Origin of the sequence: Rhizobium sp. AAP116, assembly GCF_001295785.1 — a bacterium.
GTDB lineage: Bacteria > Pseudomonadota > Alphaproteobacteria > Rhizobiales > Rhizobiaceae > Allorhizobium.
In genome coordinates, this window is the sequence record NZ_LJIB01000033.1 from 33,924 (window position 1) to 57,524 (window position 23,601).

Sequence of the window (23,601 nt, forward strand, 5' to 3'; positions counted from 1 at the left end):
GCACTCCCTTTACTTGTCGGTTTCGGTGAGGCCCTTGATGAACCAGCTCTGGAACACCACCACCACGATCACGGGCGGCAGCATGGCAAGCACGGCCATGGCAAAGGCTTCGTTATAGTCGGGGATCTGCGAGCCGATCCACACCTGGAGGATCTGCTTGATGCCGCGCATCAGGGTGTAGAAGCCCTCTTCCGTCGTCATCAGCATTGGCCAGAGATACTGGTTCCAGCCGTAGACAAACATGATGATGAAGACCGCCGCGATCATGGTGCGCGACAACGGCAAGAGCACGTCGATGAAGAACTTGAACGGACCCGCGCCGTCGATGCGCGCAGCCTCCAGGAGTTCGTCGGGCACGGACTTGAAGAACTGGCGGAAAAAGAAGGTCCCCGTTGCGGATGCCAGGAGCGGCAGGATCAGGCCCTGGTAGCTGTTCAGGAGGTTGAGATCGCTCATCACCTTGTAGGTCGGCAGGATACGCACTTCGAGCGGCAGGAGCAGCGTCGTGAAGATCAGCCAGAAGGCGAGCGTTGCAAAGCGAAAGCGGAAATAGACGATGGCATAGGCGGCCAGCATCGAGAGAATGATCTTGCCGATGGCGAAGCCCAGCCCCAGGATCAGCGAGTTCATCGCCATGGTCAGGCCGGTGACCTGGCCGGTGAAACCACCACTCTCAAACAGGACCTTTTCATAGGTCTCGGTGAAATGATCACCGACGGAGAGCATCAGGCCGTTCGAGTGGATCTCGGCAGCGGAATGCGTTGATGTGGTGAAGGCGACCACCAGCGGCCCGAGCATGAAGATCACGCCCGCGATCAGGATCAGGTGGTCGAAGAATTTGGTGCGGTACATGGCGCTCTCCTCAACCGTAATGGACGCGACGTTCGATGAAGCGGAACTGGATCATGGTCAGGACCAGCACGATCAGCATCAGAATGACTGACTGGGCCGAGGACGAACCGAGGTCATTGCCGCGGAAGCCGTCGAGATAGACCTTGTAGACCAGCGTGATCGGATTGTTGGCGGCACTGTCTTTGACGATGACGTCGACGACGCCGAAGGTGTCGAAGAGCGAATAAGTCATGTTGATGATGAGCAGGAAGAAGGCGGTCGGCGCCAAGAGCGGGAGCGTCACGGTCCAGAAGCGGCGGGTGCCGGACTTGCAGTCCATCGTTGCCGCCTCCCGGATCGAATTCGGGATGCCCTGAAGCCCGGAGAGGAAGAAGATGAAGTTGTAAGGGATCTGGTTCCACACGGCGATCAGCACCATGGCAAAGGCCGTGTCGAAATAGTTGATACCAATCTTCATGTCCCAGCCGAACCACGAGACAAAGGTAACAAACGGGCCGATGTGCTGGTCGAAGAACATCAGGCCAATCAGTCCTGCCACAGGTGGGGCAATGGCATAAACGATGATCAACAGGGTCTTGTAGGTCGACTGCCCTCTGATGACCGCATCGGCCTTCAAGGCGAGCAGCAGGCCGAGAGACAGGACGAGAAAGGTGACGATGACACTGAAAGCGACCGTGAAGCGCGCGATGCGTCCATATTGGGACGCCGAGAAGATGTCGCCATAATTGCTCAAGCCGACAAAGGTCGATCCGAAGCCGAAGGGATCTTCGATGTAGAAGGAGGACTGGATCGCCTGCACAGACGGCCAGTAAAAGAAGATCGCGATGATCGCCAACTGCGGCAAAAGAAACAGGTAAGGCAGAAATCGCGAATTGAACTGGACGCGCTTCATCAGGGGCCCCTTAATGGAAAGCCCGGGGACCGATGGTCCCCGGGAACGACATTGGACAGGACGGTTCTATCAGCCAGCGGTCTTGGCGAAGCGGGCGAGGATCTCGTTGGCCTCGGCTTCGATCGTCTTGAAGGCGTCTTCTACGGTGACTTCACCCGAGAAGATCTTGACGAATTCGCGGTTCATGACGTCGCGGATCTGCGGGTAGAAGCCCATGCGATAGCCCTTCGACCACTCACCACCCGGCAGCATCAGCTGCTGCAGGCCGACTTCTGCCTGAGGGGTGCGGTCGTAGTGACCGTCCTTCTTGGCCAGTTCATAGGCAGCAGTCGTCAGCGGCACGTAGCCGGTTTCCTTGTGGTAGTAGTACTGGATTTCCGGCGAGGCGATGAAGTTGAAGAAGTCGCCGGTGCACTTGTTCTCTTCAGCCGACTTGCCTGCCATGGCGAACAGAGCCGCGCCGCCGATGAAGGAATTCGTGCCCGAACCCGCGATGCCGCTCCAGTTGGGCATCAGGGTCGCAGCAAACGGCATGGTCGCGGTCTTCAGGAGGCCGCCGAAGGAACCGGAAGAACCGACCCACAGAGCAACCTTGCCTTCTTCGAAGGGCTTCTGGTTGTCGTTCCAGCCTGCGCCGTAGAAGGCGAACATGCCGGCATCCTGCCATTCCTTGAGCTTGGAGAACATCATCCGCTGCTCTTCGGTGTTGACCAGGATCTTGGTGTCGACGACGCTGTCGTAACCGTTGTTGTTGGTCGCGAACTGCAGGTTGTTGCGCGAATGGAAGTTCTCGACCATCTGCCAGGGCAGGTGCGACTGGACGAGCGGAATGTAGCCGGCTTCCTTGAGCTTCGGAGCGATGGCTTCAAACTCTTCCCAGGTCTTCGGGGCTTCGACGCCAGCCTTTTCAAGGGCTTCGACGTTATAGTACATGATCGGCGCCGAGGACGAGAGCGGCATGCCGACAAACTTGCCGTCTGCATCGGCGTAGAAGTAGCGAACGCCCTGGATGTAGTCTTCGGCGTTGAAGGTGTGGCCGGCTTCGCGGATGATGTCTTCAGCGGCGACGGTTGCACCCTTGGCATTGATGATGGTGGCAGCACCGGCATCGAAGACCTGCAGGATGTTCGGGTGCTGGCCCGAACGGAATGCAGCAATGCCAGAAGCCAGAGCTTCTTCATAGGTGCCCTTGGACACAGGCGTCAGAACACAGGCGGTCTGGGCTGCATTGAACTTGACGGCCAGTTCGTTCAGAACTTCGCCGTTGCGGCCGCCCATGCCGTGCCACCAGGTGATGTTGGTCGCGGCAAGCGTCGTCGATGCGGTCATGGTCAGGGCCAGAGCGGCCAGGGAAATCTTCTTGATCATGGGTTAGATCCTCTCCACCGGTTGTTGCGGTGAGGGCTCCAATAGGGCCGATCCATGACAGCGACTTGAATCTTTTATGACAGACCTGTCACAATGAATGGGTTTCGAAAAATCGTGATCGAAACTCAAACGAAGCTAAAATGCGTCCTCGAAATGGACAGGCCAGCGCCACGGCCGCACCACAATGATATCATGGCGAAGTGACAGGCGTATTGCATCGGATTGCCTGCGAAGCCAATGATCTGCGGCATTGGCGATGCGGCGCTCGGCCTCGTGGCCGACCGCATCGACGCCGGCGCGCAGGTCTTTTCGAGCTTTCACTTCGACAAAAATCACCAGATCGCCGCGACGGGCGATGATGTCCACTTCGCCGGCTTTCGTCTTGTAGCGGAGCGCCACAATCCGGTAGCCCTTCAGGAGGAGCGCGAGGGCGGCCCGGTATTCCGACCAGCGGCCCAGCCTCTCGGCGCGGATGCGTTTTCGATCCGCACCTCTTGGCGTCATGCGGCCCCCTTGAGTTCCAGCAGCCGCTGGTAAAGCTCCTTGCGCGGCAGGCCGGTCAGCTTTGCGGCTTCCGTTGCGGCCTTGGCCGTCGGCATGGTGGTAGACAGTTCGGCGAGCAGGCTATCGACATCAGCGGCGTCAGGCGCTGCATCTGGGGCGGGCGGGCCGATGACGAGCACGATCTCGCCCTTGACCGTCTTGTCGGCATAGTCGCTGGCGAGGTCTCCGAGCGGACCTCTACGGAACTCCTCGAAAGTCTTGGTCAATTCGCGGCAGACAGAGGCCGGCCGATCGATGCCCAGTTCGTCGGCTGCCGCGACAAGCGTATCCCCGATCCGGTGCGGGGACTCGAAGAAGATCAGGGTTGCCGGCACCTTGGCGAGTTCGCGAAGTCGGTCGCGCTTGGCCTTGTCCTTGGTCGGCAGGAAACCGGCAAACAGGAAAGCGTCGTTCGGCAAGCCGGAACCGACAAGGGCCGCGAGCGGTGCGGAGGCGCCGGGGATCGGCACGACGCGGTGGCCCGCCTCGATCGCCAACTGGCCGAGGCGATAACCGGGATCGGAGACGAGCGGCGTGCCGGCATCGGAGACAAGCGCCACCGACTTGCCGGCTTCGAGGGCGGCCAGCAGCCGGGCGCCTGCCTCGTCTGCATTGTATTCGTGATAGGCGTAAGGACGGTTCTCGATGCCGTAGCGGTCGAGCAGCACGCGGGTAACCCGCGTGTCCTCGCAGGCGAGCACGTCTGCACCGGCCAGCGTTTCGAGCGCGCGGATGGTGATGTCGCCGAGATTGCCGATCGGGGTCGCGACCAGATAAAGCGCAGGCTCCAGCGGCCGCGCCGCGACCGGCGTGTCGTTGAGGCGATAGCGCTTCGAGGTGGCCGCAACCGGCTGATTTTTGTCTTCTGTTGTCATGGCGCCTTTATCCTCCACCCCCATGCTCGCGGCAAGGGTGCCCGGCCCATAAACCATTCCGGCAAGCTCTGCTGGGGACTGGCGTGGAAAACCTTGGAGCCTCTTGCTTTTCCCGCAAATTTGCTGCCATTTTGCCCGTCCACATCGTCCGGCCCGGGGACTGCCCGGCCCCTATTTTCCGATCCGGAACTCCGGAAGACGACACGTCGAAAGCGGTAGCATCCCATGCGTATAACTCTTGAACGGTCCAATCTCCTCAAGTCCCTCAATCACGTGCACCGCGTGGTTGAGCGTCGCAACACGATCCCGATCCTGTCGAACGTGCTGCTGAAGGCCGAGGGCGCCGAGCTCGATATGAAGGCGACGGACCTCGACCTCGAGATTACTGAGGGCACACCTGCCATGGTCGAGCAAGCCGGCGCCACCACCGTTCCGGCGCATCTGCTCTATGAAATCGTGCGCAAGCTGCCCGACGGTTCCGAAGTTCTGCTCGCCACGAACCCCGATGGCGGCACGATGACGGTGGCGTCCGGCCGCTCGAAGTTTTCGCTGCAGTGCCTGCCGCAGTCGGACTTCCCGGATCTCACCGCCGGTACCTTCACCCATTCCTTCAAGATGAAGGCATCCGATTTCAAGATGCTGATCGATCGCACCCAGTTTGCGATCTCGACGGAAGAGACCCGTTACTACCTGAACGGCATCTTCCTGCACACGATCGAAGCCGGCGGCGCTTTGAAACTGCGCGCGGTTGCCACCGACGGACACCGACTGGCGCGCGCCGATGTCGACGCACCCTCGGGCTCGGAAGGCATGCCCGGCATCATCATTCCGCGCAAGACGGTCGGGGAGTTGCAGAAGCTGATCGACAATCCGGAGCTGATCATCGGCATCGAGATATCCGATTCGAAGATCCGCCTGTCCATCGGCTCCGTCGTTCTCACGTCCAAGCTGATCGACGGCACCTTCCCGGACTATCAGCGCGTTATCCCGCAGGCGAACGACAAGGAAATGCGCGTCGATTGCCAGACCTTCGCGCGTGCCGTCGACCGCGTCTCGACGATCTCGTCCGAGCGTGGCCGCGCCGTGAAGCTGGCGCTGGCCGATGGTCAGCTGATGCTGACGGTCAACAACCCGGATTCGGGAAGTGCGACGGAAGAAGTCGCCGTCGGCTATGAAAGCGACGCGATGGAGATCGGCTTCAACGCCAAATATCTCCTCGACATTACCGCCCAGCTTTCCGGCGACGACGCGATCTTCCTGCTCGCAGATGCCGGCTCTCCGACGCTCATTCGTGATACGGCCGGCGCCGACGCGCTGTATGTCCTGATGCCGATGCGCGTGTAACGCGCCCCGTCTCTGGCGGGTCGATGGCTCGCTAGCGTCATTCTCTCTTGCAATTGCGACAAAACGACCCAAAATTGTCGCAATGCGCTCGAACAATCGAGCAGCAACAATAAGAGGGACGACCATGGCTATCCGATTGAAGGAACGGTTCGAGAAAAAATTCGACGAGGAAATCCGTTTCTTCAAGGGCATGATGCAGGGCCCCAAGACAGTCGGCGCGATAGTGCCGACGTCTTCGGTGACAGCAAAGCGCATGGCGAGTGTCATCGATGTGAAGTCGGGCCTCCCGGTACTCGAGCTCGGCCCCGGCACGGGCGTGATCACCAAGCAGATCCTGGCGCGCGGCGTGCCGCCCGAGAAGATCGTTTCGGTCGAGTATTCCGAGGATTTCTATCGCCGCCTGGTCGAGGACTATGCCGGCGTCAACTTCATCCACGGCGACGCCTTCAACCTCGAAAACACCCTGGGTCGTTTTTCGGACCAGATCTTCGATTGCGTCATATGCGCCGTGCCGATGCTGAGCTTCCCGATGGAAGCCCGTATCCAACTGCTCGAAGACCTGCTGTCCCGCATCCCCGAAGGGCGCCCCGTGGTGCAGATCACCTACGGCCCGGTGTCACCTGTTATCGCCAAGCCCGATCGCTATCACATTCAGCATTTCGACTTCGTCGTGCGCAATATCCCGCCCGCCCAGCTCTGGATCTACCGCAAGGCCTGATCGGCCAGTTTTGCGGAGAACGGGGGATCGTCGATCCCCCTGCCCTTGTCATGCTTGCGATTTGACGCGCGGCATGCGAGTGGACGGGGCATGGAGATCTGGCAGGAGTCTTTGTCTTGAGCGCACGTCATCGTCTCATCGTCGGACTGGATGTTCCGACTGTCCAGGAAGCGGAGCGCGTCGTCTCGACACTCGGCGACAGCATCTCATTCTACAAGATCGGGTATCAGCTCGCCTTTGCCGGCGGATTGGAATTTGCCCGCGATCTCGCGAAAGAAGGCAAGCAGGTCTTCCTCGACATGAAGCTGCTGGACATCGACAACACGGTGGCGTCTGCGGTCGAGAACATCGCGCGCATGGGCATGACCATGCTGACCCTGCATGCCTATCCGAAGGCCATGGCGGCAGCCGTCAAGGCGGCCGAGGGATCCGGTCTTTGCCTACTCGGCGTGACGGTGCTGACCTCCATGGATGAGCAGGATCTGACGGATGCCGGCTACGAATACGATCCGCATACGCTCGTGCTGAAACGCGCCGAACAGGCCCGCATCGCCGGCATGGGCGGGATCGTCTGCTCGGCTGAAGAGGCGTCGGCCGTGCGTGGAATCGTCGGACCGAAACTTGCGATCGTCACCCCCGGCATCCGCCCGACAGGCGCCGACAAGGGCGACCAGAAGCGCGTCATGACGCCGTCTGACGCGATTGCCGCCGGATCGAGCCACCTCGTCGTCGCTCGACCGATCATCAAGGCAGAGGATCCGAAGGCGGCAGCGCTTGCGATCCTCGCCGAGATGGACGAGGCGCTGCTCAAGCAGCATTAAGCACAGCCGATATGGGAGGAGAGACCATGGCCAAGGGATACTGGATCGCACGCGTCGATATACGCGATGCGGAGCGCTACAAGGATTATGTCGCCGCCGCGAAGCCGGCCTTCGAGACATATGACGCCAAATTCCTCGCAAGAGGTGGTGCCTATACCCTGGTTGAGGGCGATGGGCGGGCGCGCAACGTGGTGATCGAGTTCCCCACCTATCAGGCCGCCGTCGATTGCTACAACTCGCCGGAGTACCAGATCGCCGCCAAGATCCGCCAGGAAGTGGCGGACGGGGAAATTGTGGTTGTCGAGGGCATCTGAGCCCGCCCTGCCCCTGCGCCTCAATGTCCGGCGGATGCGGCCTTGACGGGCCTTTCCCCCGCCGGACGATTCGGTTAAGAGAGGCCAGCCAGATCGCGCATATCGTGTGCGCCTTTATATAGTTCAGGGGAGCCGTCCATGACCTTGTCCAACCTTCCGCCGCTCGTCACCGTTTTCGGGGGCTCGGGCTTCGTCGGACGGCATGTCGTCAGGGCACTCGCCAAGCGCGGCTACCGTATCCGTGTTGCCGTTCGCCGTCCTGATCTCGCAGGTTTCCTGCAGCCGCTCGGCAATGTCGGCCAGATCTCCTTCGTCCAGGCCAACCTGCGTTACCGCTCATCGGTCGATGCCGCTGTCCAGGGCGCCGACCATGTCATCAACTGCGTCGGCATCCTGTTCGAAAGCGGTCGCAACGGCTTCGACGCCGTGCAGGAATTTGGCGCACGCGCGGTTGCTGAAGCCGCCCGTTCGGTCGGCGCGACGCTGACCCACGTTTCGGCGATCGGTGCCGATGCCAAGTCCGACTCCGTCTATGCCGCCACCAAGGGTCGTGCCGAAGCCGCGGTCCAGTCGATCCTGCCCGACGCCACGATCCTGCGTCCGTCGATCGTCTTCGGCCCGGAGGACGGCTTCTTCAACAAGTTTGCCGCCATGGCTCGCCTGGCGCCGGCGCTGCCGCTTGTCGGCGGTGGAAAGACCAAGTTCCAGCCTGTTTATGTCGGTGACGTCGCCGAGGTCGTGGCGCGCTCCGTCGACGGCTCGATCGCCCGTGGCAAGATCTACGAACTCGGGGGCCGTGATGTCGCGACCTTCAAGCAGTGTCTCGAGATGATGCTGGAAATCGTCGGCCGCAAGCGTGCGCTTGTCACGCTGCCCTTCGGCATCGCGTCTCTGATCGGCAGCATTGCCTCTGCCGTGCCGCTGATCACGCCGCCGCTCACCAGCGACCAGGTCAAACTTCTGAAGAAGGACAATGTCGTTTCGGCTGCCGCCAAGGCCGAGGGGCGCACGCTGGAAGGCCTTGGCATCGAGCCGGTGACCATGGCCGCAATCCTCCCGACCTATCTCGTGCAGTACCGCGTGCATGGCCAGTACACAGGGACCGGCAAGGCGGCCTGAGGCCGCCTGAAGTCGCCTTTTGCAGAGCTGCAACCTGAACCGCCGTTGCACAAAAGACGCAGCCGCGTGAAGACCTGCGTTAACTCAGGATAAAGCAAGTTCGCCTATTGATGGCGGTCGTGGCAATGCGTAAAGACTGGCCCCCAACGGCCGGACGGCAACGATTGCCGGCCCTCATTTTCAGTCAGTATTAAGAGGCATTTCTATGGGCAAGCCTATCGCACTGTTCTTCGCATGTGCGGCACTGGTCATCATCGCCGGCTCCTTCGTCGCCCCGACCACGGTGGCGGCCCGTAAGGACAACTGCTCGCCTGCCTATGGCATCGACCCCTGCTCGACGGCCTCGATACCGTCGACCAACTGATCTCCCAAAATCAAAAAGGCTGCCCCTCGGGACAGCCTTTTTTCTTGTCTCGGCTCTGCCGGCATCAGCCGAACATCAGCAGACCGATGATCCCTGCTGTGCCGACGGCGATCCGCCACCAGGCGAAGGGCGCATAGCCTCGTTTTGAAACAAAATTCAAAAGCCCCCTGACGACGAAGAGAGCCGAGATGAAGGCTGCCACGAAGCCGATCGCGATGATCAAGGTGTCGTCGACGGTCAGCGCGTTGCGGTTCTTGTAGAGATCGAGCGTAAAGGCACCGAGCATGGTCGGCATGGCGAGGAAGAAGGAGAATTCCGCCGCCGAGCGCTTGTCAGCACCGAGCAGCAGCGCGCCGACGATCGTCGCACCGGAACGAGATGTGCCCGGGATCATCGCCACGCACTGGCAAAATCCGATCTTCAAGGCGAGTGACAGCGGATATTCGGTGACGTCGTGATACCGGGGCTTCAGCGGCAGGCGATCGATCCAGAGCAGGACGAAGCCGCCAAGGATCAGCACGACACAGATCAGCATCGGCGTCTCGAAAAGAACCGTCTTGATAAAGTCATGCGCGATAAAGCCGATCACGGCAGCAGGCAGGAAGCCGAGGAGAACCGCACCAACGAAGCGACGGCTCTCGGCGCTGGTCGGCAGCGACAGGGCAATCTTGAGCAGCTTGGCGAAGTAGACGCTGAGGATGGCCAGGATTGCGCCCAGCTGGATCAACACCGCAAATGTGTTGCCCGGCGATTCGAAACCGAGGAAATGGCCGGCCAACAGGACATGGGCGGTGGAGGATACCGGCACGAACTCGGTCAGGCCTTCGATCAGGCCAAGGACGAGCGCGCTGATAATGGATTGGTCTTCCATGAGGTCTCCTTCAAGGGGAAGGCAAAGTGATTTGCTTGTATTGCCGGGGCCGAAACCCTATAGCTTGGAAGCCGCGCTGATGACCAGCCGCTTCGACAGCCTGCGCTGCGGCCACTGAAAAATCCGAGAATCCGAGTTCCGATGCCGACCCTGTATCATCACACGATGTCCACCGCGTCCCGTTTCATACGCCTGGTCCTGTCCGAATACGGCTTCCAGACGGATCTGGTGGAGGAACAGACCTGGGAGAAGCGCAAGGAATTCCTCGCCTTCAATCCCGCCGGCACGCTGCCCGTCTATGTCGACGACAACATGCGGGCACTGTGCGGCCCGACCATCATTTCCGAGTTCATCGACGAGACGCATGGCGTGTTGAAGCGCGACCGGCGCCTCTTTGCGGAAGACCCGTTCCAGCGGGCCGAGATCCGCCGGCTGACGGAATGGTTCCTGCAGAAGATGGAGCAGGATGTCACCAAGCCACTGGTGCGCGAGCGGGTGCACAAGCTGATCATTCCCAATGGCCTCGGTGGCGGCGCTCCCGATTCCAAGGTCCTGCGTACGGCGCGCTCGAACATTCGCCATCACATGAAATACCTGACCTGGCTTTCCGGTTCGCGCCAGTGGCTCGCAGGAGACCGCATCAGCTACGCCGATCTCTCGGCGGCAGCGGCTGTTTCCGTGCTTGATTATCTCGGCGAGATCGACTGGAACGAATTTCCGGTCGCCAAGGAATGGTATCAGCGCATCAAGTCGCGGCCGTCCTTCCGCCCGTTGCTGACAGAGCGCGTGCGCGGCATCACGCCGGTGTCGCACTACGCCGATCTCGACTTCTGACGGTTATCTTCATGGACGAGCCGCAGATCGATCCCAAGATCCGGAAGCGGCAGGCAGACCTCACGCGTTTACTGCGTCAGGAGGCACATGCCCAGGGCTTCGATCTCTGTCGCATCACGCTGCCGGACGCCATTCCCGAAGCGCCGGCAAGGCTCGAGACCTTTCTCGAGGCCGGACGGCACGGCACCATGGCATGGATGGAAGAGACGAAGGAGCGTCGTGCCGATCCACGGGTGCTATGGTCTGATGTGCGCTCCATCGTCATGTTCGGGATGAACTACGGTCCGGACGAGGATCCCCGGCTTCTGCAGTCGCAGACCGACAAGGCGGCAATCTCCGTCTATGCCCGCAATCGCGACTATCACGACGTGATCAAGGGACGCCTCAAGGAAGTGGCGACGCGGTTTGCGGCGCGTGCGGGCGAAGACGTCAAGGTCTTCGTCGATACCGCGCCCGTCATGGAAAAGCCGCTTGCGGCGTCAGCCGGCCTCGGCTGGCAAGGCAAACACACCAATCTCGTCAGCCGCGACTTTGGCTCCTGGCTCTTCCTCGGCAGCCTCTTCACCACGGCTGAGCTCGAAGTCGATGAAGCCGAGCGCGACCATTGCGGGTCGTGCCGGGCCTGTCTCGACGCCTGCCCGACGGACGCCTTTCCTGCGCCCTACCAGATCGATGCGCGGCGCTGCATTTCCTATCTGACGATCGAGCACAAGGGTCTGATCGACCGGGCGCTGCGTCCCGCTTTCGGCAACCGCATCTATGGCTGCGACGACTGTCTCGCTGCCTGTCCCTGGAACAAGTTCGCGGCCACCGCCCGCGAGATGAAGCTTGTCGCGCGCGAGGACCTGAAGGCCCCCGACATCGCCTTCTTCCTGACGCTGGACGATCCGACCTTCCGCACCTATTTCAGCGGCTCGCCGGTCAAGCGGATCGGGCGGGACCGCTTTGTGCGCAATGTGCTGATTGCGGCCGGAAATTCCGGCTCTCGCGATCTGGCGCCGGCCTGTGAGAGGCTGCTGACGGACGGCTCGGCTGATGTGCGTGGCATGGCCGCCTGGGCGCTGTCCAGGCTTCTGCCGGCGGATCGCTTCGCCGCTCTGCAGAGCGCGCATTTGATGACGGAAACGGACGAGCATGTCCGACAGGAATGGATGACGGAGAGCTGACGCATGCGCTTGATGATTTTTGGAGCCGGGTATTCGGGTAAGGCAATCGGCCAGCGTCTCGGCAGCGAGGGCGCCTCGGTCGCCGGGACCACACGGAGTGCAGAGAAGGGCGAGGCGCTTGAGGACATGGGAATCCGGCCCTTCGTCTTCGACGGCACGAGCCTGTCGGAGCCCCTTCTTGCCGAACTCGCCGAGACCACGCATCTCGTCCAGTCGATCGCGCCTGGCAGCGAGGGCGACCCGCTGATCCGGCTCTGTGGCCAGGCGGGCATCAAGGCCTTGATGCCAAAGCTCGAATGGATCACCTATCTTTCGACCGTCGGCGTTTATGGTGATCATCACGGTGCCTGGGTGAACGAGGAGACGGAGCTGAAGCCGGTCTCTGTGCGCTCAGTGGAGCGCGTGGAGGCCGAGCAGGCGTGGCAGGTGGTCGCGGCACGGGACAACCTGCCTCTCGCGATCCTGCGGCTCTCCGGCATCTATGGTCCTGGCCGCAACACCTTCATGAACCTTGCCAACGGCACGGCGCGCCGCCTCGTGAAGAAAGACCAGGTGTTCAATCGCATCCGGGTCGAGGACATCGCATCCGCCACGGCGTTCCTGGCCGGCCCGAACACAGGCGGGATCTTCAACGTCACCGACGACATGCCCTCCCCGCCGCAGGACGTGGTAACCGAAGCTGCCCGCCTGATGGCGATGGATGCACCACCCGAGCAGCCTTTCGAGACGGCGGAGCTGACCCCCATGGCGCGCTCCTTCTATGGCGAAAACAAGCGGGTTTCGAACGGCAAGATCAAGTCGCTCGGATTCAACTTCCAGTACCCGAATTACATGATGTCGCTGGCCGATCTACTTGCCTCCGGCACATGGAACCAACGGGCCTGAAGGGGCGTGTTACGAAGTCAAACTTTGCGCTCCGAGCGCCAGAATGCCCGCGCAGACGAGCGTCTGGCCCCGCCCGCACCACAATTTGGGCAGCAAATATGACCTCTGAGCAAAATTTTTCTTCACCGATTCCGTGAATGCCGCAAAAGGTGGAATCGTGAGTTTTTAATTCCATGAAGACTCATGAAATCAAACGATTTTTCTGTATAATTCACATTTGATTAAGGTAAAGATCCGTCTTCCGATCATCACGAATGTTACAGGCTGTAATGTTTCGTGATTATCTGCGGGCACGTTTTTGCCATTTTTGACCCTGCCTAGCCGTCGGCACGCAAAAAACCACTCGTGTCAACGACTAGGGACGTAGATCTTGATCATCAACCGCCGCTCTGCTTTCGCCGCTGCAACTATTGCTGCACTCTTTGCTTTCGCACCTTCGAGTGCAAACGCAAAGTCGTCATGCGGTGGCGCATCCTGGTATGCGCTGACATCGAAGACGGCTTCCGGCGAACGCATGAACCCGACGAGACTGACGGCGGCCCACAAGACCCTGCCATTCGGCACCAAGCTGAAAGTCACCAATGCGCGAAGCGGCAAGAGCGTTGTCGTCCGCATCAACGATCGCGGTCCCTTCATCCGCGGTCGCGTGCTCGACCTCTCCAAGGCCGCGGCCCAGAACATCGGCATGATCCGCTCGGGCCATGCCAAGGTCTGCTACGAGATCATCGGCTGATTGGCTGCAATTCCGGGAGCGGCGATTGGTTCGTCGGGTTTTAGGCGCTTGCTCTTGACCCTGATCGCCGTTACCACGCTCTCTTCTTTCAGAGGAGAATGACCATGCGCTTGGGCGGCCGTCTTGCCGGTGCGATCGAAGTTTTGAGCGATATCGAGACCCGTCGCCGACCCGTTGCCGATGCCCTCAAGGATTGGGGCCTTTCGCACCGTTTCGCCGGTTCCGGCGATCGTGCTGCCATCGGCAACATCGTCTATGATGCGCTGCGCATGAAGCTTTCTCATGCCTGGCTGATGGATGACGACAGCGCCCACACTCTCGGCTGGGCCGTTCTCCTGCGGCAATGGGGCATGAGCCTTGAGGCGCTCCAGGCGGAACTCGAAGGCGACAATTTTGCGCCGGCGGCGCTCTCTGAAACCCAGGTGCAGGCCTTTACCTCCCGCGACCTTTCCGATGCCCCGCTGCATGTCCAGGGTGACATTCCCGATTGGGTGCAGCCTTCGTTCGAAGAAGCCTTCGGCGACGAATGGCTGGCCGAAGCCAAGGCACTGGCCACCCGGCCGACGCTGGATCTGCGCGTCAACACGCTGAAATCCAACAGGGACAAGGTGCTGAAGGCACTCGATCGCTCCGGCGCCAAGGCGTCGCCGATCGCCCGCTTTGGCATGCGCGTGCCGGCCGGCGAAGGCCCGTCACGCCTCCCGAACGTTACGGCAGAACTCAGCTTCCAGAAGGGCTGGTTCGAGGTTCAGGACGAGGGCTCGCAGATCGTCGCCGATCTCGTGACGCCGCGCGAAGGCGATCAGGTTCTCGATTTCTGCGCCGGCGGTGGCGGCAAGACGCTCGCCATGGCGGCTGTCATGAACAACAAGGGCCAGGTGCACGCCTATGACGCCGACCGCAAGCGACTGGCGCCGATCATCGAGCGGCTGAAGCGCGCCGGCACCCACAACGTCCAGGTCCACGACAGCACCAAGGGGCTGGCGAGCCTGAAAGAACGCTGCGACCAGGTGCTGGTCGACGCGCCCTGCACCGGCACTGGCACCTGGCGCCGTCGCCCTGACACCAAGTGGCGGCTCACCGACCGTAACCTGCAGGAGCGCATTGCCCAGCAACAGGAAGCGCTCACCGAGGCTTCGACCTTCGTCAAGCCGAATGGCTCCCTGCTCTATGTCACATGTTCGGTACTGCCTGAAGAAAATGACCGGCAGGTCCAGGCCTTTTGCGAGGCCAATCCGACCTTCGAGATCGTCCCCGTTGTCGAAGAATGGACGCATCTTTTCGGCCCCTCGGCGCCCAAGCCACGCTCGTCAGATGGCAAGACGGTGACGCTCAGCCCCGCCAGCATGGACACCGACGGCTTCTTCTTCTGTCGCATGCGCCGTCGTCCGACCTGACTTGATCATCGTCAATTCAAGCGATAAATTCGCATACTCGACTATTTGACACCAGTTTCTTTTTGCGCGAAGACATGGCCGTCCGTTCACATCGAGGCGCCCATTGGCGCCGAAGGGAGACACCATGATCCGGAAATCTGTCATCGGCGCGTCTGTCGCGCTGCTCGTCACATCGGCTGCGATTTTTGCCGGCCCTGCGGTCGCGGCACCCGCGCCCAAGGATGTACTGACGCACTATGCAGAACTTGCCCACGCGAAGTTCGAAGACTCGTTGTCCACTGCCAAGGCCCTCGATGCCGCTATTGATGCGCTGATCGCAAAGCCCAGCGATGAGACACTGAAGGCCGCCCGGGAAGCCTGGATTGCCGCACGCGTCCCCTATCAGCAGACCGAGGTCTACCGCTTCGGCAACCCGATCGTCGACGACTGGGAAGGTAAGGTGAATGCCTGGCCGCTTGATGAAGGCCTTATCGACTATGTCGACGCGGGCTACGGCACCGAAAGTGACGGCAATGCGCTTTACGTGGCCAACGTCATCGCCAGCCCTAAGATCAAGATCAACGGCGAAGAGGTCGATGCTTCAAAGATCACGCCGGAGTTTCTCGCCGAGACGCTGCATGAAGCCGGCGAAGTCGAAGCCAATGTCGCAACCGGTTATCACGCCATCGAATTCCTGCTCTGGGGCCAGGATCTGAACGGCACCGGTCCGGGCGCTGGCAACCGTTCCTACACCGATTATGACACGGCCAATTGCACCAATGGCAATTGCGACCGCCGCGCCGCCTATCTCAAGGCCGCGTCCACGCTGCTGCTGCAGGATCTGGAAGAGATGGTCGTCGCCTGGGCGCCTGAAGGCGAAGCCACGAAGGCCGTTCTCGCCGACGAGCAGAAGGGCATTTCCGCAATCCTCACCGGCATGGGCTCGCTGTCCTACGGCGAGCTCGCCGGCGAGCGCATGAAGCTCGGCGTGCTGCTGCATGATCCCGAAGAGGAGCATGATTGCTTCTCCGACAACACCCATGCCTCGCACCTCAACGACGCGATCGGTATCGCATCCGCCTATACCGGCGAATACACCCGCGTCGACGGCACCAAGATGAACGGTCCGTCGCTGTCGGAACTCGCCGCCGCCAAGGACCAGGCGCTCGATACGGAAATGAAGGGCAAGCTCGACAAGACTCTCGCTGCCATGAACACCATGGCCGAGCGTGCCCAGACCACGGAAGCCTATGACCAGATGATCGGCGAAGGCAATGCCGAGGGCAATGCCACGGTGCAGGCCGCCATCGACGGCTTGATCGACCAGACCCAGACCATCCAGCGCGTCATTGCGTCGCTGGACCTCGGCACGATCGAGCTTGAGGGTTCCGACAGCCTTGATAGTCCTGAGGCCGTCTTCCAGTAAGCAGCAAAGGCGGGCCGCCCCTTCCAGGGGAGCGGCCCGATCCCCATCATGAGAACTCGCAAGGCCACCCTCGCCGGCCTCGGCATGTTTTTGACAACGGGCCTGGCCATCTCGCCCGTTGCCGCCGGAGAGGCTGTCGGACGAACCGATCTGACGCCGAAGGACATCTCCCGCGTCATCGCCGTCACGCGTCCGACGGAAGACTTCAGCAAGGCCGAGAATTTTGAACTGATGCAGGGCGGGGCCGGCACCTCCCCGCGCGGCGTGAGCGCCGACTCCTTTTCCGACTTTTCCGCCAACATCACCTTCGCCGAAGAAGAAGAGTTCAAGCTCGGCAACGCTCTGTTCCGCAAGCTCTGGGTCTCCTCCCCCTCCTCGACCCAGGCCTCGGACGGCCTCGGCCCTCTTTTTAACGCGCGGGCCTGCCAGAGTTGTCACCTGAAGGACGGGCGTGGCCACCCGCCGGAGGGCGACCGCGACCATACCTCAATGTTCTTCCGCCTCGCGCGCCCTGCCGCCACGCCAGAGGAGAAGGCCAAGCTTGAGCAGCTCGACATCGCTTCGCTGCCCGATCCCGTCTATGGTGGCCAGTTGCAGGACCAGGCGGTGCCCGGCATCTCCGCGGAAGGCCGCATGGCCATCACCTACACCGAAGAGCCGGTGAGACTGGCTGGCGGCGAGACGGTGATGCTGCGCAAACCCAGCTACTCCGTCGGCGATCTGAACTACGGCCCACTCGATCCAAGCACGACGCTTTCGCCGCGCATCGCCAATCCGATGATCGGGCTCGGCCTTATCGAAGCGATCCCCGAGGAAGATATCAGGGCACTTGCCGATCCCGATGACCTCGATGGTGACGGCATTTCCGGACGTGCCGCCCGTGCCCGCGACCACCGGATCGGCGAAATCAAGCTCGGTCGTTTCGGCTGGAAGGCGCAGAACGCCTCGGTGCGCGACCAGAGTTCCAGCGCCTTTGCCGGCGATATCGGCATTTCGACGCCAGATGATCCCAGGCATTTCGGCGATTGCACCGAGAAGCAGACCGCCTGCCTTGAGGCCGCGACCGGCGTGCAGTTTAGGCTCGGCGATACCGAGGGGCCGGAGCCGGTGCTCGATCTCGTCACCTTCTATGCGAAGAACCTCGCCGTTCCGAAGCGGCGTGACGTAGACGATGCTCAAGTGCTGCGCGGCAAGGAAGTCTTCTACGCCAGCGGCTGCACTGCTTGCCATCGGCCGAAATTCGTCACGAGCCGCAAGGCAGAGAACAAGGCACAGGCCTTCCAGCTGATCTGGCCCTATTCCGACTTTCTGCTGCATGACATGGGCGAAGGTCTCGCCGATGGTCAGGCGGTCGGCGATGCGACAGGACGGGAATGGCGCACGCCGCCGCTCTGGGGTATCGGTCTGACGCAGGTGGTCAGCGGCCACAGCTTCTTCATGCATGACGGTCGGGCGCGAAACCTGACCGAGGCCATTCTCTGGCATGGCGGAGAGGCGGAAGCCGCCCGCAATGCCTTCGCCGCTGCCACCCCCGAGGACCGCAAGGCCCTGATCACGTTTCTGGAGTCTCTCTGATGCGGTTTTTCGCGCGCCTTGCCCTCCTCACTGCCGCTCTGATGCCGCTGCCCGTACTGGCGCAGGAATCGAGCTCGACCGTCGGCGTGCTCGACGCAGCCAAGGTCCCGGGCGTCATGACGCGCGCCGTCGACGGTTTCATCCGCCCGGGTTATCGCCGTTTCACCGATCAGGCCACTGTCCTGCAGGGCGCGATGAACACGCTGTGCAGCGCTCCGTCACCCGAGACGCTCGACGGCGCACACAAGGCATTCGGCGACGTGGTCGAAGCCTGGTCGCGCATCGAGATTATCCGTGTCGGCCCTGTGCTCGACGATAACCGCTTCGAACGCATCCTGTTTTTCCCCGACCGCAAGGGTACTGGGTTGAAACAGGTGCAGGCGGCCCTTACCAAGCCCGATCTGAGCGTCACCTCGGTCGAGACGCTGAAGGGCAAGAGCGTTGCCATGCAGGGGCTCGGCGCGCTGGAATTCGTGCTGTTCGGCACCGGCTCCGAAGCGCTGACGACCACCGAAGGCCATTACCGCTGCCAGTATGGCACGGCGATCGCAGCCAATCTGCAGCGGCTCGGCGCGGAACTCTCCGCCGCCTGGGATGCGCCTGACGGTGTGGCTGCCGCCTGGAAGACGCCCGGACCCAACAACCCGCTCTACCGCGACGAGGCAGAGGCCGCCAAGGAACTGCTCGGCGTGCTCGTGCATGCCGCAGAAACCATCCGCGACCAGCGCATCGAGCAATTCTACAAGGGCGACCCGAAGAAAGCCCTGCCGCGCCAGGCGATCTACTGGCGCTCGGGCAATACCTTCCGCTCGATCACCGCCAATATCGAAGGTGTGCGCGACCTGCTCGACACCTCGGGCATGGTCGAGCTTCTGGCCGACGGCAATCGCTCGGTCGTCTCCTCGACCGATTTCGTTGCCCGCTCACTGTCGCGGGTCTCGGCCGACATCAAGCCGGATGTGGCTCAGGTCTTTGAGGATCCAGCCCAGATCGCAAAGCTCGACTTCCTGCTGCTCAACAGCCGCGACCTGATCCTTCGGCTCAACAACGATCTCGGCGGCGGCATCGGGCTTGCCGCCGGCTTTTCCTTCTCCGACGGCGACTGAGATGATCGCAACGCCGCTCATCGATCGTCGTGCCTTCCTGCGTTCTGCGGGTCTTGCCTTCGTTGCGGGCCTGGCACCACGCGCAGCCTTTGCGCTCGAACGCACGGATGCCGTCTATGCCAGTGGGCTGAAGCGCGCGGATGGCTCCTTTGCCATCGGCCTTGTCAGCGAACAGGGCAGCCTGATCGACGAAATCGCATTGCCCGGCCGTGTCCACGGGCTCTGCCACAGCGCCGCGAACGGGCTTTCGGTCGCCTTTGCCCGTAGACCAGGGACCTTTGCCGTCATCTTCGACGCCAAGAAATCCGTGGAGCCACGGATCATCGCGGCGGCGAACGGACGGCACTTCTTCGGACACGGCGCCTTTTCGCCTGATGGTCGGCACTTCTATGCCAGCGAAAACGACTTCGACGCCAATGCCGGCGTGATCGGGATCTATGATTGCATCTCCGGCTTCGAGCGCGTGGGCGAGGTCCCGGCCCATGGCATCGGCACACATGACATCACCGTCACGGCCGATGGTATCCTGGTCATCGCCAATGGCGGGATCGAGACACATCCGGATTTCGGTCGCACCAAGCTCAATCTCGACCATATGGAGCCGTCACTCGTTCTGGCCGATGCCCGGACCGGGGCGCTGATCGAGAAGCACACGCTTCCGCCCGAACTCAAGCAGCTCTCCACGCGGCATCTCGACGTGGCCGCCGACGGTCGCATCTGGTTCGCCTGTCAGTATGAGGGGCCGCGCACGGATCGACCGCCGTTGGTGGGGTATTTTGCCAAGGGCGTTCCCGTCTCCTATGTCCAGCTTCCCGACGAAACGACCGACCGGCTCGGCAATTATGTCGGTGCCATCGCCGTCAACCGGGCTCAGGGTCTCGTCGGCATCGCCTCGCCGAAAAACGGGCTCTGGGCGGTGCTCGATGGCAAGGACGGTCGCCTGCTGTCCGAGACGACGTTGCCGGATGCAGCGGGCATTGCCCCCTCGCCAAAGAGCTTTGCCGTCTCCTCCTATCGTGGCGATTTCCTCGACCGAAACACCGAGATTGCCTGGGACCAGCATATCATCCGCCTCTGAAGGCTGGCAGAACTAGCCGTGGAACACTAGATGACCTCCATGTCCAAGATCCTGAGCTACATCCTCTTCATCGGTTTCGTCGTCGGCGCGGGCCTTCTCGCTGGCCTTACCAATCCGCCCGGCGACTGGTTTCAGTCGCTGGAAAAACCGTTCTTCAACCCGCCCGCCTGGCTCTTCGGCCCGGTCTGGACGACGCTCTACGTGTTGATCGGCGTGGCTGGCGCCCGGATCTGGCAGCGCGCACCGAAATCGGCTGCCATGCAGCTCTGGTTCGCGCAGATGGCTTTCAACCTGATGTGGTCGCCGGCCTTCTTCGGTCTGCAGAACCCCGAGCTGGCGCTCGCCGTCATTCTGGGCATGCTGGTGACGATCATCGCCTTCATGGTGAAAGCCAAGCCGATCGACCGGATCTCGACACTGCTCTTCGTGCCCTATCTCGCCTGGGTCACGTTCGCCGGCATTCTCAATCTCAGCCTCGCCTGGTTGAACTGAATTTGCCGCTCGCCGGCTTGCCTGCCTGGAACGACCGTGCCAATTTCGCCGCCAAAGGGGACAGGGCATGGTGGACTACGATCAGGAAACGGTCGAAACACGCATTCGGCAGAGCTTCGCGCGCCAGGGGGCGATGGAAACGCTCGGGGCGGAACTCTCGCGCGTCAGCCCCGGCGTCGTCGAGATCGAGCTTGAATATGACCGCAAGCTCACCCAGCAGCACGGTTTCCTGCATGCCGGCGTGATCTCCGCCGCCCTCGACACCGCCTGCAGCTATGCGGCCTATACGGTGACCACGCCCGAAGTCTCCCTCCTCACCATCGAATTCAAGGTAAACCTGATGTCGCCTGGTCGCGGCGAGCGCTTCCTGTTTCGCGGCGAAATCACCAAGCCCGGCTCCAACATCATTGTTGCCGACGGTCGCGGTTATGCGCTGACAGATGGTCCCGCCAAGCTGATCGCCTCGATGACCAGCACGATGATGGTGATCCGCGGACGCGAGGGGATTTCCGGATGACCTACGAAATGAAGTCGATCGCCGGCAAGACCGTGCTCTTCGTCATGGCGGCGGATGCCGAATACGGCGTCTTCCTGCGCACCCGCATCTCGCCGCTGATGACCGGCGTCGGACCAGTGGAAGCCGCCGTGGTGCTGACGAAGGAGCTTTCCCGGCTGTCGAGCCACGACGATCTGCCGGATCTCGTCGTCTCTCTCGGCTCGGCCGGTTCCGCCACGCTCGAACAGGCGGAGATCTACCAGGTCTCGGCCGTCTCCTATCGCGACATGGATGCCTCTGCCTTCGGTTTCGAGAAGGGCAAGACACCGTTTCTCGATCTCCCCGTTTCCGTCGAACTGCCGCTGCGCATTCCCGGCATCCCGGCGGCAACGCTTTCGACCGGTGCGAATGTCGTTTCGGGTGCTGCCTACCAGTCGATCGACGCCCAGATGGTCGACATGGAGACCTTTGCTATCCTTCGCGCCTGCCAGAGCTTCAACATTCCGCTGATCGGGCTGCGCGGCATCTCGGATGGCCGCCATGACGTCAATCACATCGACGACTGGACGCAATATCTGCATGTCATCGACAAGAAACTCGCACTTGCCGTCGACGGCTTGCAGACGGCGCTGGAAGACGGCGTCTTCTGGTTCTGAGCAGGCGCACAAAAAATCGAGATTCTCTGGGCATTCTGCCATTGAAAGATGGGCCCGTTTTCTTTAAAGGCTCGCCATGACCCAGACAGCACATCCCGACAGTGTTCTCATCGTCGATTTCGGCAGCCAGGTAACGCAGCTGATCGCCCGCCGCGTTCGTGAATCCGGCGTCTATTGCGAAATCGTCCCCTTCCAGTCCGCCGAAGAAGGCTTCCACCGGTTGAAGCCCAAGGCGATCATCCTGTCGGGAAGCCCTGCTTCCACGCTCGATGAGGGAAGTCCCCGGGCGCCGCAGGTGCTGTTCGACAGCGGTCTTCCGATCTTCGGCATCTGCTATGGCCAGCAGACCATGTGCGCCCAGCTCGGCGGCAAGGTCGAAGGCGGTCATCACCGCGAATTCGGCCGCGCCTTCCTCGAGGTAGAACAGGATTGCGACCTGTTCGGCGGCCTCTGGTCGGTCGGTTCCCGCCACCAGGTCTGGATGTCCCATGGCGACCGCGTGACCGCGATCCCGCCGGGCTTCAAGGTGCTCGCCACCTCCGCCAATGCACCGTTTGCCTTCATCGCCGACGAGGCCCGCAAGTACTACGCCGTGCAGTTCCATCCTGAGGTCGTTCACACGCCCGATGGCGCGAAGCTCATCCAGAACTTCGTGCAGAACATCGCCGGCATCAAGGGCGACTGGACCATGCATGCCTATCGCCAGAAGGCGGTCGAGCAGATCCGGGCTCAGGTCGGGGACAAGCGCGTCATCTGCGCGCTCTCCGGTGGCGTCGACTCGTCGGTTGCAGCGCTCCTGATCCACGAGGCCGTCGGCGACCAGCTCACCTGCATCCTCGTTGACCACGGTCTGATGCGCAAGAACGAGGCAGCCGATGTCGTTGCCATGTTCAAGGAACACTACAACCTGCACCTCATCCATGTGGATGCCGTCGACAAGTTCGTCGGCGAGCTGGAAGGTGTGAGTGACCCGGAAACCAAGCGCAAGATTATCGGCCGCCTGTTCATCGAGACCTTCGAGGAAGAAGCCAAGAAGCTCGGCGGCGCGGATTTCCTCGGCCAGGGCACGCTCTATCCCGACGTCATCGAAAGCGTCTCCTTCACCGGCGGCCCTTCGGTGACGATCAAGAGCCACCACAATGTCGGCGGCCTGCCCGAGCGCATGAAGATGCAGCTCGTCGAACCCTTGCGCGAACTCTTCAAGGACGAAGTGCGCGTGCTTGGCAAGGAGCTCGGCCTGCCCGATAGCTTCATCGGCCGCCACCCCTTCCCGGGTCCGGGCCTTGCCATCCGCTGCCCGGGCGGTGTCACCCGCGAAAAGCTCGACATCCTGCGCGAAGCCGACGCGATCTATCTCGACGAGATCCGCAAGGCCGGCCTCTACGACGCCATCTGGCAGGCCTTTGCAGTCCTCCTACCGGTCCAGACCGTCGGGGTCATGGGCGATGGCCGCACCTACGAGTTCGTCTGCGCCCTGCGTGCGGTCACCTCGGTCGACGGCATGACCGCCGACTTCTACCACTACGACATGGAATTCCTGGGACGGGCGGCAACCCGCATCATCAACGAGGTCCGTGGCATCAACCGGGTGGTCTATGACGTGACGTCGAAGCCGCCAGGGACCATCGAGTGGGAGTGAGGGCCTGACCTGCCCCAACGACTGATATGCCAGACAATCAAACGGCGGAACACTGTTC

At 61.7% G+C, this 23,601-nt stretch carries 25 protein-coding genes; 19 read left to right on the forward strand and 6 right to left on the reverse strand.

Annotated elements, in window-relative coordinates; translation table 11 throughout:
• Positions 1–9: 9 nt before the first annotated feature.
• From ugpE to rsmI, 5 genes are all read right to left on the reverse strand, one after another.
• Positions 10–852: a sn-glycerol-3-phosphate ABC transporter permease UgpE gene (gene ugpE / locus IP85_RS18920; RefSeq protein ID WP_054151225.1), complete on the reverse strand. Its 843-nt coding sequence runs from the start codon at positions 850–852 to the stop codon at positions 10–12.
• Positions 853–862: 10 nt separating this feature from the next.
• Positions 863–1,744, reverse strand: a complete 882-nt coding sequence (locus IP85_RS18925) for an ABC transporter permease subunit (protein ID WP_054151226.1) — start codon at positions 1,742–1,744, stop codon at positions 863–865.
• Positions 1,745–1,813: 69 nt separating this feature from the next.
• Complete coding sequence (locus IP85_RS18930) at positions 1,814–3,112, reverse strand: extracellular solute-binding protein (RefSeq protein ID WP_054151227.1); 1,299 nt, start codon at positions 3,110–3,112, stop codon at positions 1,814–1,816.
• 135 nt (positions 3,113–3,247) lie between these two features.
• A complete protein-coding gene (locus IP85_RS18935) occupies positions 3,248–3,616 on the reverse strand; it encodes a YraN family protein (RefSeq protein WP_054151228.1) in 369 nt (122 codons plus the stop codon).
• Complete coding sequence (rsmI, locus tag IP85_RS18940) at positions 3,613–4,530, reverse strand: 16S rRNA (cytidine(1402)-2'-O)-methyltransferase (protein WP_054151260.1); 918 nt, start codon at positions 4,528–4,530, stop codon at positions 3,613–3,615. Before rsmI ends, IP85_RS18935 begins: the two co-directional genes overlap by 4 nt.
• Positions 4,531–4,755: 225 nt before the next feature.
• Between rsmI and dnaN the strand changes: the two genes are divergently transcribed.
• The 6 genes from dnaN to IP85_RS22450 all read left to right on the forward strand — a co-directional run bounded on the left by dnaN (position 4,756) and on the right by IP85_RS22450 (position 9,210).
• A complete protein-coding gene (gene dnaN / locus IP85_RS18945; protein ID WP_054151229.1) occupies positions 4,756–5,874 on the forward strand; it encodes a DNA polymerase III subunit beta in 1,119 nt (372 codons plus the stop codon).
• 124 nt (positions 5,875–5,998) lie between these two features.
• The gene (gene pmtA, locus IP85_RS18950; protein ID WP_054151230.1) at positions 5,999–6,592 is read left to right on the forward strand and encodes a phospholipid N-methyltransferase PmtA; all 594 of its coding nucleotides are present in this window, start codon (positions 5,999–6,001) and stop codon (positions 6,590–6,592) included.
• A gap of 116 nt (positions 6,593–6,708) precedes the next feature.
• A complete protein-coding gene (gene pyrF, locus IP85_RS18955) occupies positions 6,709–7,413 on the forward strand; it encodes an orotidine-5'-phosphate decarboxylase (protein ID WP_054151231.1) in 705 nt (234 codons plus the stop codon).
• Positions 7,414–7,439: 26 nt separating this feature from the next.
• Entirely contained in the window at positions 7,440–7,727 is a 288-nt protein-coding gene (locus IP85_RS18960; RefSeq protein WP_054151232.1) for a DUF1330 domain-containing protein, read from the forward strand.
• Between the two features lie 138 nt (positions 7,728–7,865).
• A complete protein-coding gene (locus IP85_RS18965) occupies positions 7,866–8,846 on the forward strand; it encodes a complex I NDUFA9 subunit family protein (RefSeq protein WP_054151233.1) in 981 nt (326 codons plus the stop codon).
• Between the two features lie 205 nt (positions 8,847–9,051).
• The gene (locus IP85_RS22450) at positions 9,052–9,210 is read left to right on the forward strand and encodes a hypothetical protein (protein ID WP_171901570.1); all 159 of its coding nucleotides are present in this window, start codon (positions 9,052–9,054) and stop codon (positions 9,208–9,210) included.
• Between the two features lie 64 nt (positions 9,211–9,274).
• On the opposite strand, the gene IP85_RS18970 is transcribed toward IP85_RS22450, so the two are convergent.
• Positions 9,275–10,081, reverse strand: coding sequence for an undecaprenyl-diphosphate phosphatase (locus IP85_RS18970; protein WP_054151234.1), 807 nt, complete (start codon positions 10,079–10,081; stop codon positions 9,275–9,277).
• 141 nt (positions 10,082–10,222) lie between these two features.
• On the opposite strand from IP85_RS18970, the gene IP85_RS18975 reads away from it, so the two are divergent.
• The 13 genes from IP85_RS18975 to guaA all read left to right on the forward strand — a co-directional run bounded on the left by IP85_RS18975 (position 10,223) and on the right by guaA (position 23,543).
• Positions 10,223–10,915, forward strand: coding sequence for a glutathione S-transferase family protein (locus IP85_RS18975; protein ID WP_054151235.1), 693 nt, complete (start codon positions 10,223–10,225; stop codon positions 10,913–10,915).
• An 11-nt stretch (positions 10,916–10,926) separates the two neighbouring features.
• Positions 10,927–12,081 carry a tRNA epoxyqueuosine(34) reductase QueG gene (gene queG, locus IP85_RS18980; protein WP_054151236.1) on the forward strand — a complete coding sequence of 385 codons (1,155 nt, stop codon included), beginning with the start codon at positions 10,927–10,929 and terminating at the stop codon, positions 12,079–12,081.
• Positions 12,082–12,084: 3 nt separating this feature from the next.
• Complete coding sequence (locus IP85_RS18985) at positions 12,085–12,966, forward strand: SDR family oxidoreductase (RefSeq protein WP_054151237.1); 882 nt, start codon at positions 12,085–12,087, stop codon at positions 12,964–12,966.
• A 370-nt stretch (positions 12,967–13,336) separates the two neighbouring features.
• Positions 13,337–13,699: a septal ring lytic transglycosylase RlpA family protein gene (locus IP85_RS18990; protein WP_171901571.1), complete on the forward strand. Its 363-nt coding sequence runs from the start codon at positions 13,337–13,339 to the stop codon at positions 13,697–13,699.
• Positions 13,700–13,803: 104 nt separating this feature from the next.
• Positions 13,804–15,096 carry an RsmB/NOP family class I SAM-dependent RNA methyltransferase gene (locus tag IP85_RS18995; RefSeq protein ID WP_054151238.1) on the forward strand — a complete coding sequence of 431 codons (1,293 nt, stop codon included), beginning with the start codon at positions 13,804–13,806 and terminating at the stop codon, positions 15,094–15,096.
• A 124-nt stretch (positions 15,097–15,220) separates the two neighbouring features.
• Positions 15,221–16,501, forward strand: a complete 1,281-nt coding sequence (locus IP85_RS19000; protein ID WP_054151239.1) for an imelysin family protein — start codon at positions 15,221–15,223, stop codon at positions 16,499–16,501.
• An 84-nt stretch (positions 16,502–16,585) separates the two neighbouring features.
• A complete protein-coding gene (locus IP85_RS19005) occupies positions 16,586–18,076 on the forward strand; it encodes a di-heme oxidoredictase family protein (protein ID WP_245280909.1) in 1,491 nt (496 codons plus the stop codon).
• Positions 18,076–19,182 carry an imelysin family protein gene (locus tag IP85_RS19010; RefSeq protein WP_054151241.1) on the forward strand — a complete coding sequence of 369 codons (1,107 nt, stop codon included), beginning with the start codon at positions 18,076–18,078 and terminating at the stop codon, positions 19,180–19,182. Before IP85_RS19005 ends, IP85_RS19010 begins: the two co-directional genes overlap by 1 nt.
• A gap of 1 nt (position 19,183) precedes the next feature.
• The gene (locus tag IP85_RS19015) at positions 19,184–20,260 is read left to right on the forward strand and encodes a DUF1513 domain-containing protein (RefSeq protein WP_054151242.1); all 1,077 of its coding nucleotides are present in this window, start codon (positions 19,184–19,186) and stop codon (positions 20,258–20,260) included.
• 30 nt (positions 20,261–20,290) lie between these two features.
• The gene (locus tag IP85_RS19020) at positions 20,291–20,752 is read left to right on the forward strand and encodes a TspO/MBR family protein (RefSeq protein WP_082347821.1); all 462 of its coding nucleotides are present in this window, start codon (positions 20,291–20,293) and stop codon (positions 20,750–20,752) included.
• 67 nt (positions 20,753–20,819) lie between these two features.
• Positions 20,820–21,269 (forward strand): PaaI family thioesterase, encoded by a 450-nt coding sequence (locus IP85_RS19025; RefSeq protein ID WP_054151243.1) that lies wholly within the window; start codon positions 20,820–20,822, stop codon positions 21,267–21,269.
• Entirely contained in the window at positions 21,266–21,904 is a 639-nt protein-coding gene (locus tag IP85_RS19030; RefSeq protein WP_054151244.1) for a 5'-methylthioadenosine/S-adenosylhomocysteine nucleosidase, read from the forward strand. The genes IP85_RS19025 and IP85_RS19030 overlap by 4 nt, the downstream gene beginning before the upstream one ends.
• A gap of 76 nt (positions 21,905–21,980) precedes the next feature.
• Positions 21,981–23,543 (forward strand): glutamine-hydrolyzing GMP synthase, encoded by a 1,563-nt coding sequence (gene guaA, locus IP85_RS19035; protein ID WP_054151245.1) that lies wholly within the window; start codon positions 21,981–21,983, stop codon positions 23,541–23,543.
• The last annotated feature ends 58 nt before the right edge of the window (positions 23,544–23,601 follow it).

Excerpts from the sequence above, each read along its gene's own strand:
- ugpE (WP_054151225.1), bottom strand. The coding sequence starts at position 852 with ATGTACCGCACCAAATTCTTCGACCACCTGATCCTGATCGCGGGCGTG.
- IP85_RS18925 (WP_054151226.1), bottom strand. The coding sequence starts at position 1,744 with ATGAAGCGCGTCCAGTTCAATTCGCGATTTCTGCCTTACCTGTTTCTT.
- IP85_RS18930 (WP_054151227.1), bottom strand. The coding sequence starts at position 3,112 with ATGATCAAGAAGATTTCCCTGGCCGCTCTGGCCCTGACCATGACCGCA.
- IP85_RS18935 (WP_054151228.1), bottom strand. The coding sequence starts at position 3,616 with ATGACGCCAAGAGGTGCGGATCGAAAACGCATCCGCGCCGAGAGGCTG.
- rsmI (WP_054151260.1), bottom strand. The coding sequence starts at position 4,530 with ATGACAACAGAAGACAAAAATCAGCCGGTTGCGGCCACCTCGAAGCGC.
- dnaN (WP_054151229.1), top strand. The coding sequence starts at position 4,756 with ATGCGTATAACTCTTGAACGGTCCAATCTCCTCAAGTCCCTCAATCAC.
- pmtA (WP_054151230.1), top strand. The coding sequence starts at position 5,999 with ATGGCTATCCGATTGAAGGAACGGTTCGAGAAAAAATTCGACGAGGAA.
- IP85_RS18960 (WP_054151232.1), top strand. The coding sequence starts at position 7,440 with ATGGCCAAGGGATACTGGATCGCACGCGTCGATATACGCGATGCGGAG.
- IP85_RS18965 (WP_054151233.1), top strand. The coding sequence starts at position 7,866 with ATGACCTTGTCCAACCTTCCGCCGCTCGTCACCGTTTTCGGGGGCTCG.
- IP85_RS22450 (WP_171901570.1), top strand. The coding sequence starts at position 9,052 with ATGGGCAAGCCTATCGCACTGTTCTTCGCATGTGCGGCACTGGTCATC.
- IP85_RS18970 (WP_054151234.1), bottom strand. The coding sequence starts at position 10,081 with ATGGAAGACCAATCCATTATCAGCGCGCTCGTCCTTGGCCTGATCGAA.
- IP85_RS18975 (WP_054151235.1), top strand. The coding sequence starts at position 10,223 with ATGCCGACCCTGTATCATCACACGATGTCCACCGCGTCCCGTTTCATA.
- queG (WP_054151236.1), top strand. The coding sequence starts at position 10,927 with ATGGACGAGCCGCAGATCGATCCCAAGATCCGGAAGCGGCAGGCAGAC.
- IP85_RS18985 (WP_054151237.1), top strand. The coding sequence starts at position 12,085 with ATGCGCTTGATGATTTTTGGAGCCGGGTATTCGGGTAAGGCAATCGGC.
- IP85_RS18995 (WP_054151238.1), top strand. The coding sequence starts at position 13,804 with ATGCGCTTGGGCGGCCGTCTTGCCGGTGCGATCGAAGTTTTGAGCGAT.
- IP85_RS19000 (WP_054151239.1), top strand. The coding sequence starts at position 15,221 with ATGATCCGGAAATCTGTCATCGGCGCGTCTGTCGCGCTGCTCGTCACA.
- IP85_RS19005 (WP_245280909.1), top strand. The coding sequence starts at position 16,586 with ATGTTTTTGACAACGGGCCTGGCCATCTCGCCCGTTGCCGCCGGAGAG.
- IP85_RS19010 (WP_054151241.1), top strand. The coding sequence starts at position 18,076 with ATGCGGTTTTTCGCGCGCCTTGCCCTCCTCACTGCCGCTCTGATGCCG.
- IP85_RS19015 (WP_054151242.1), top strand. The coding sequence starts at position 19,184 with ATGATCGCAACGCCGCTCATCGATCGTCGTGCCTTCCTGCGTTCTGCG.
- IP85_RS19020 (WP_082347821.1), top strand. The coding sequence starts at position 20,291 with ATGACCTCCATGTCCAAGATCCTGAGCTACATCCTCTTCATCGGTTTC.
- IP85_RS19025 (WP_054151243.1), top strand. The coding sequence starts at position 20,820 with ATGGTGGACTACGATCAGGAAACGGTCGAAACACGCATTCGGCAGAGC.
- IP85_RS19030 (WP_054151244.1), top strand. The coding sequence starts at position 21,266 with ATGACCTACGAAATGAAGTCGATCGCCGGCAAGACCGTGCTCTTCGTC.
- guaA (WP_054151245.1), top strand. The coding sequence starts at position 21,981 with ATGACCCAGACAGCACATCCCGACAGTGTTCTCATCGTCGATTTCGGC.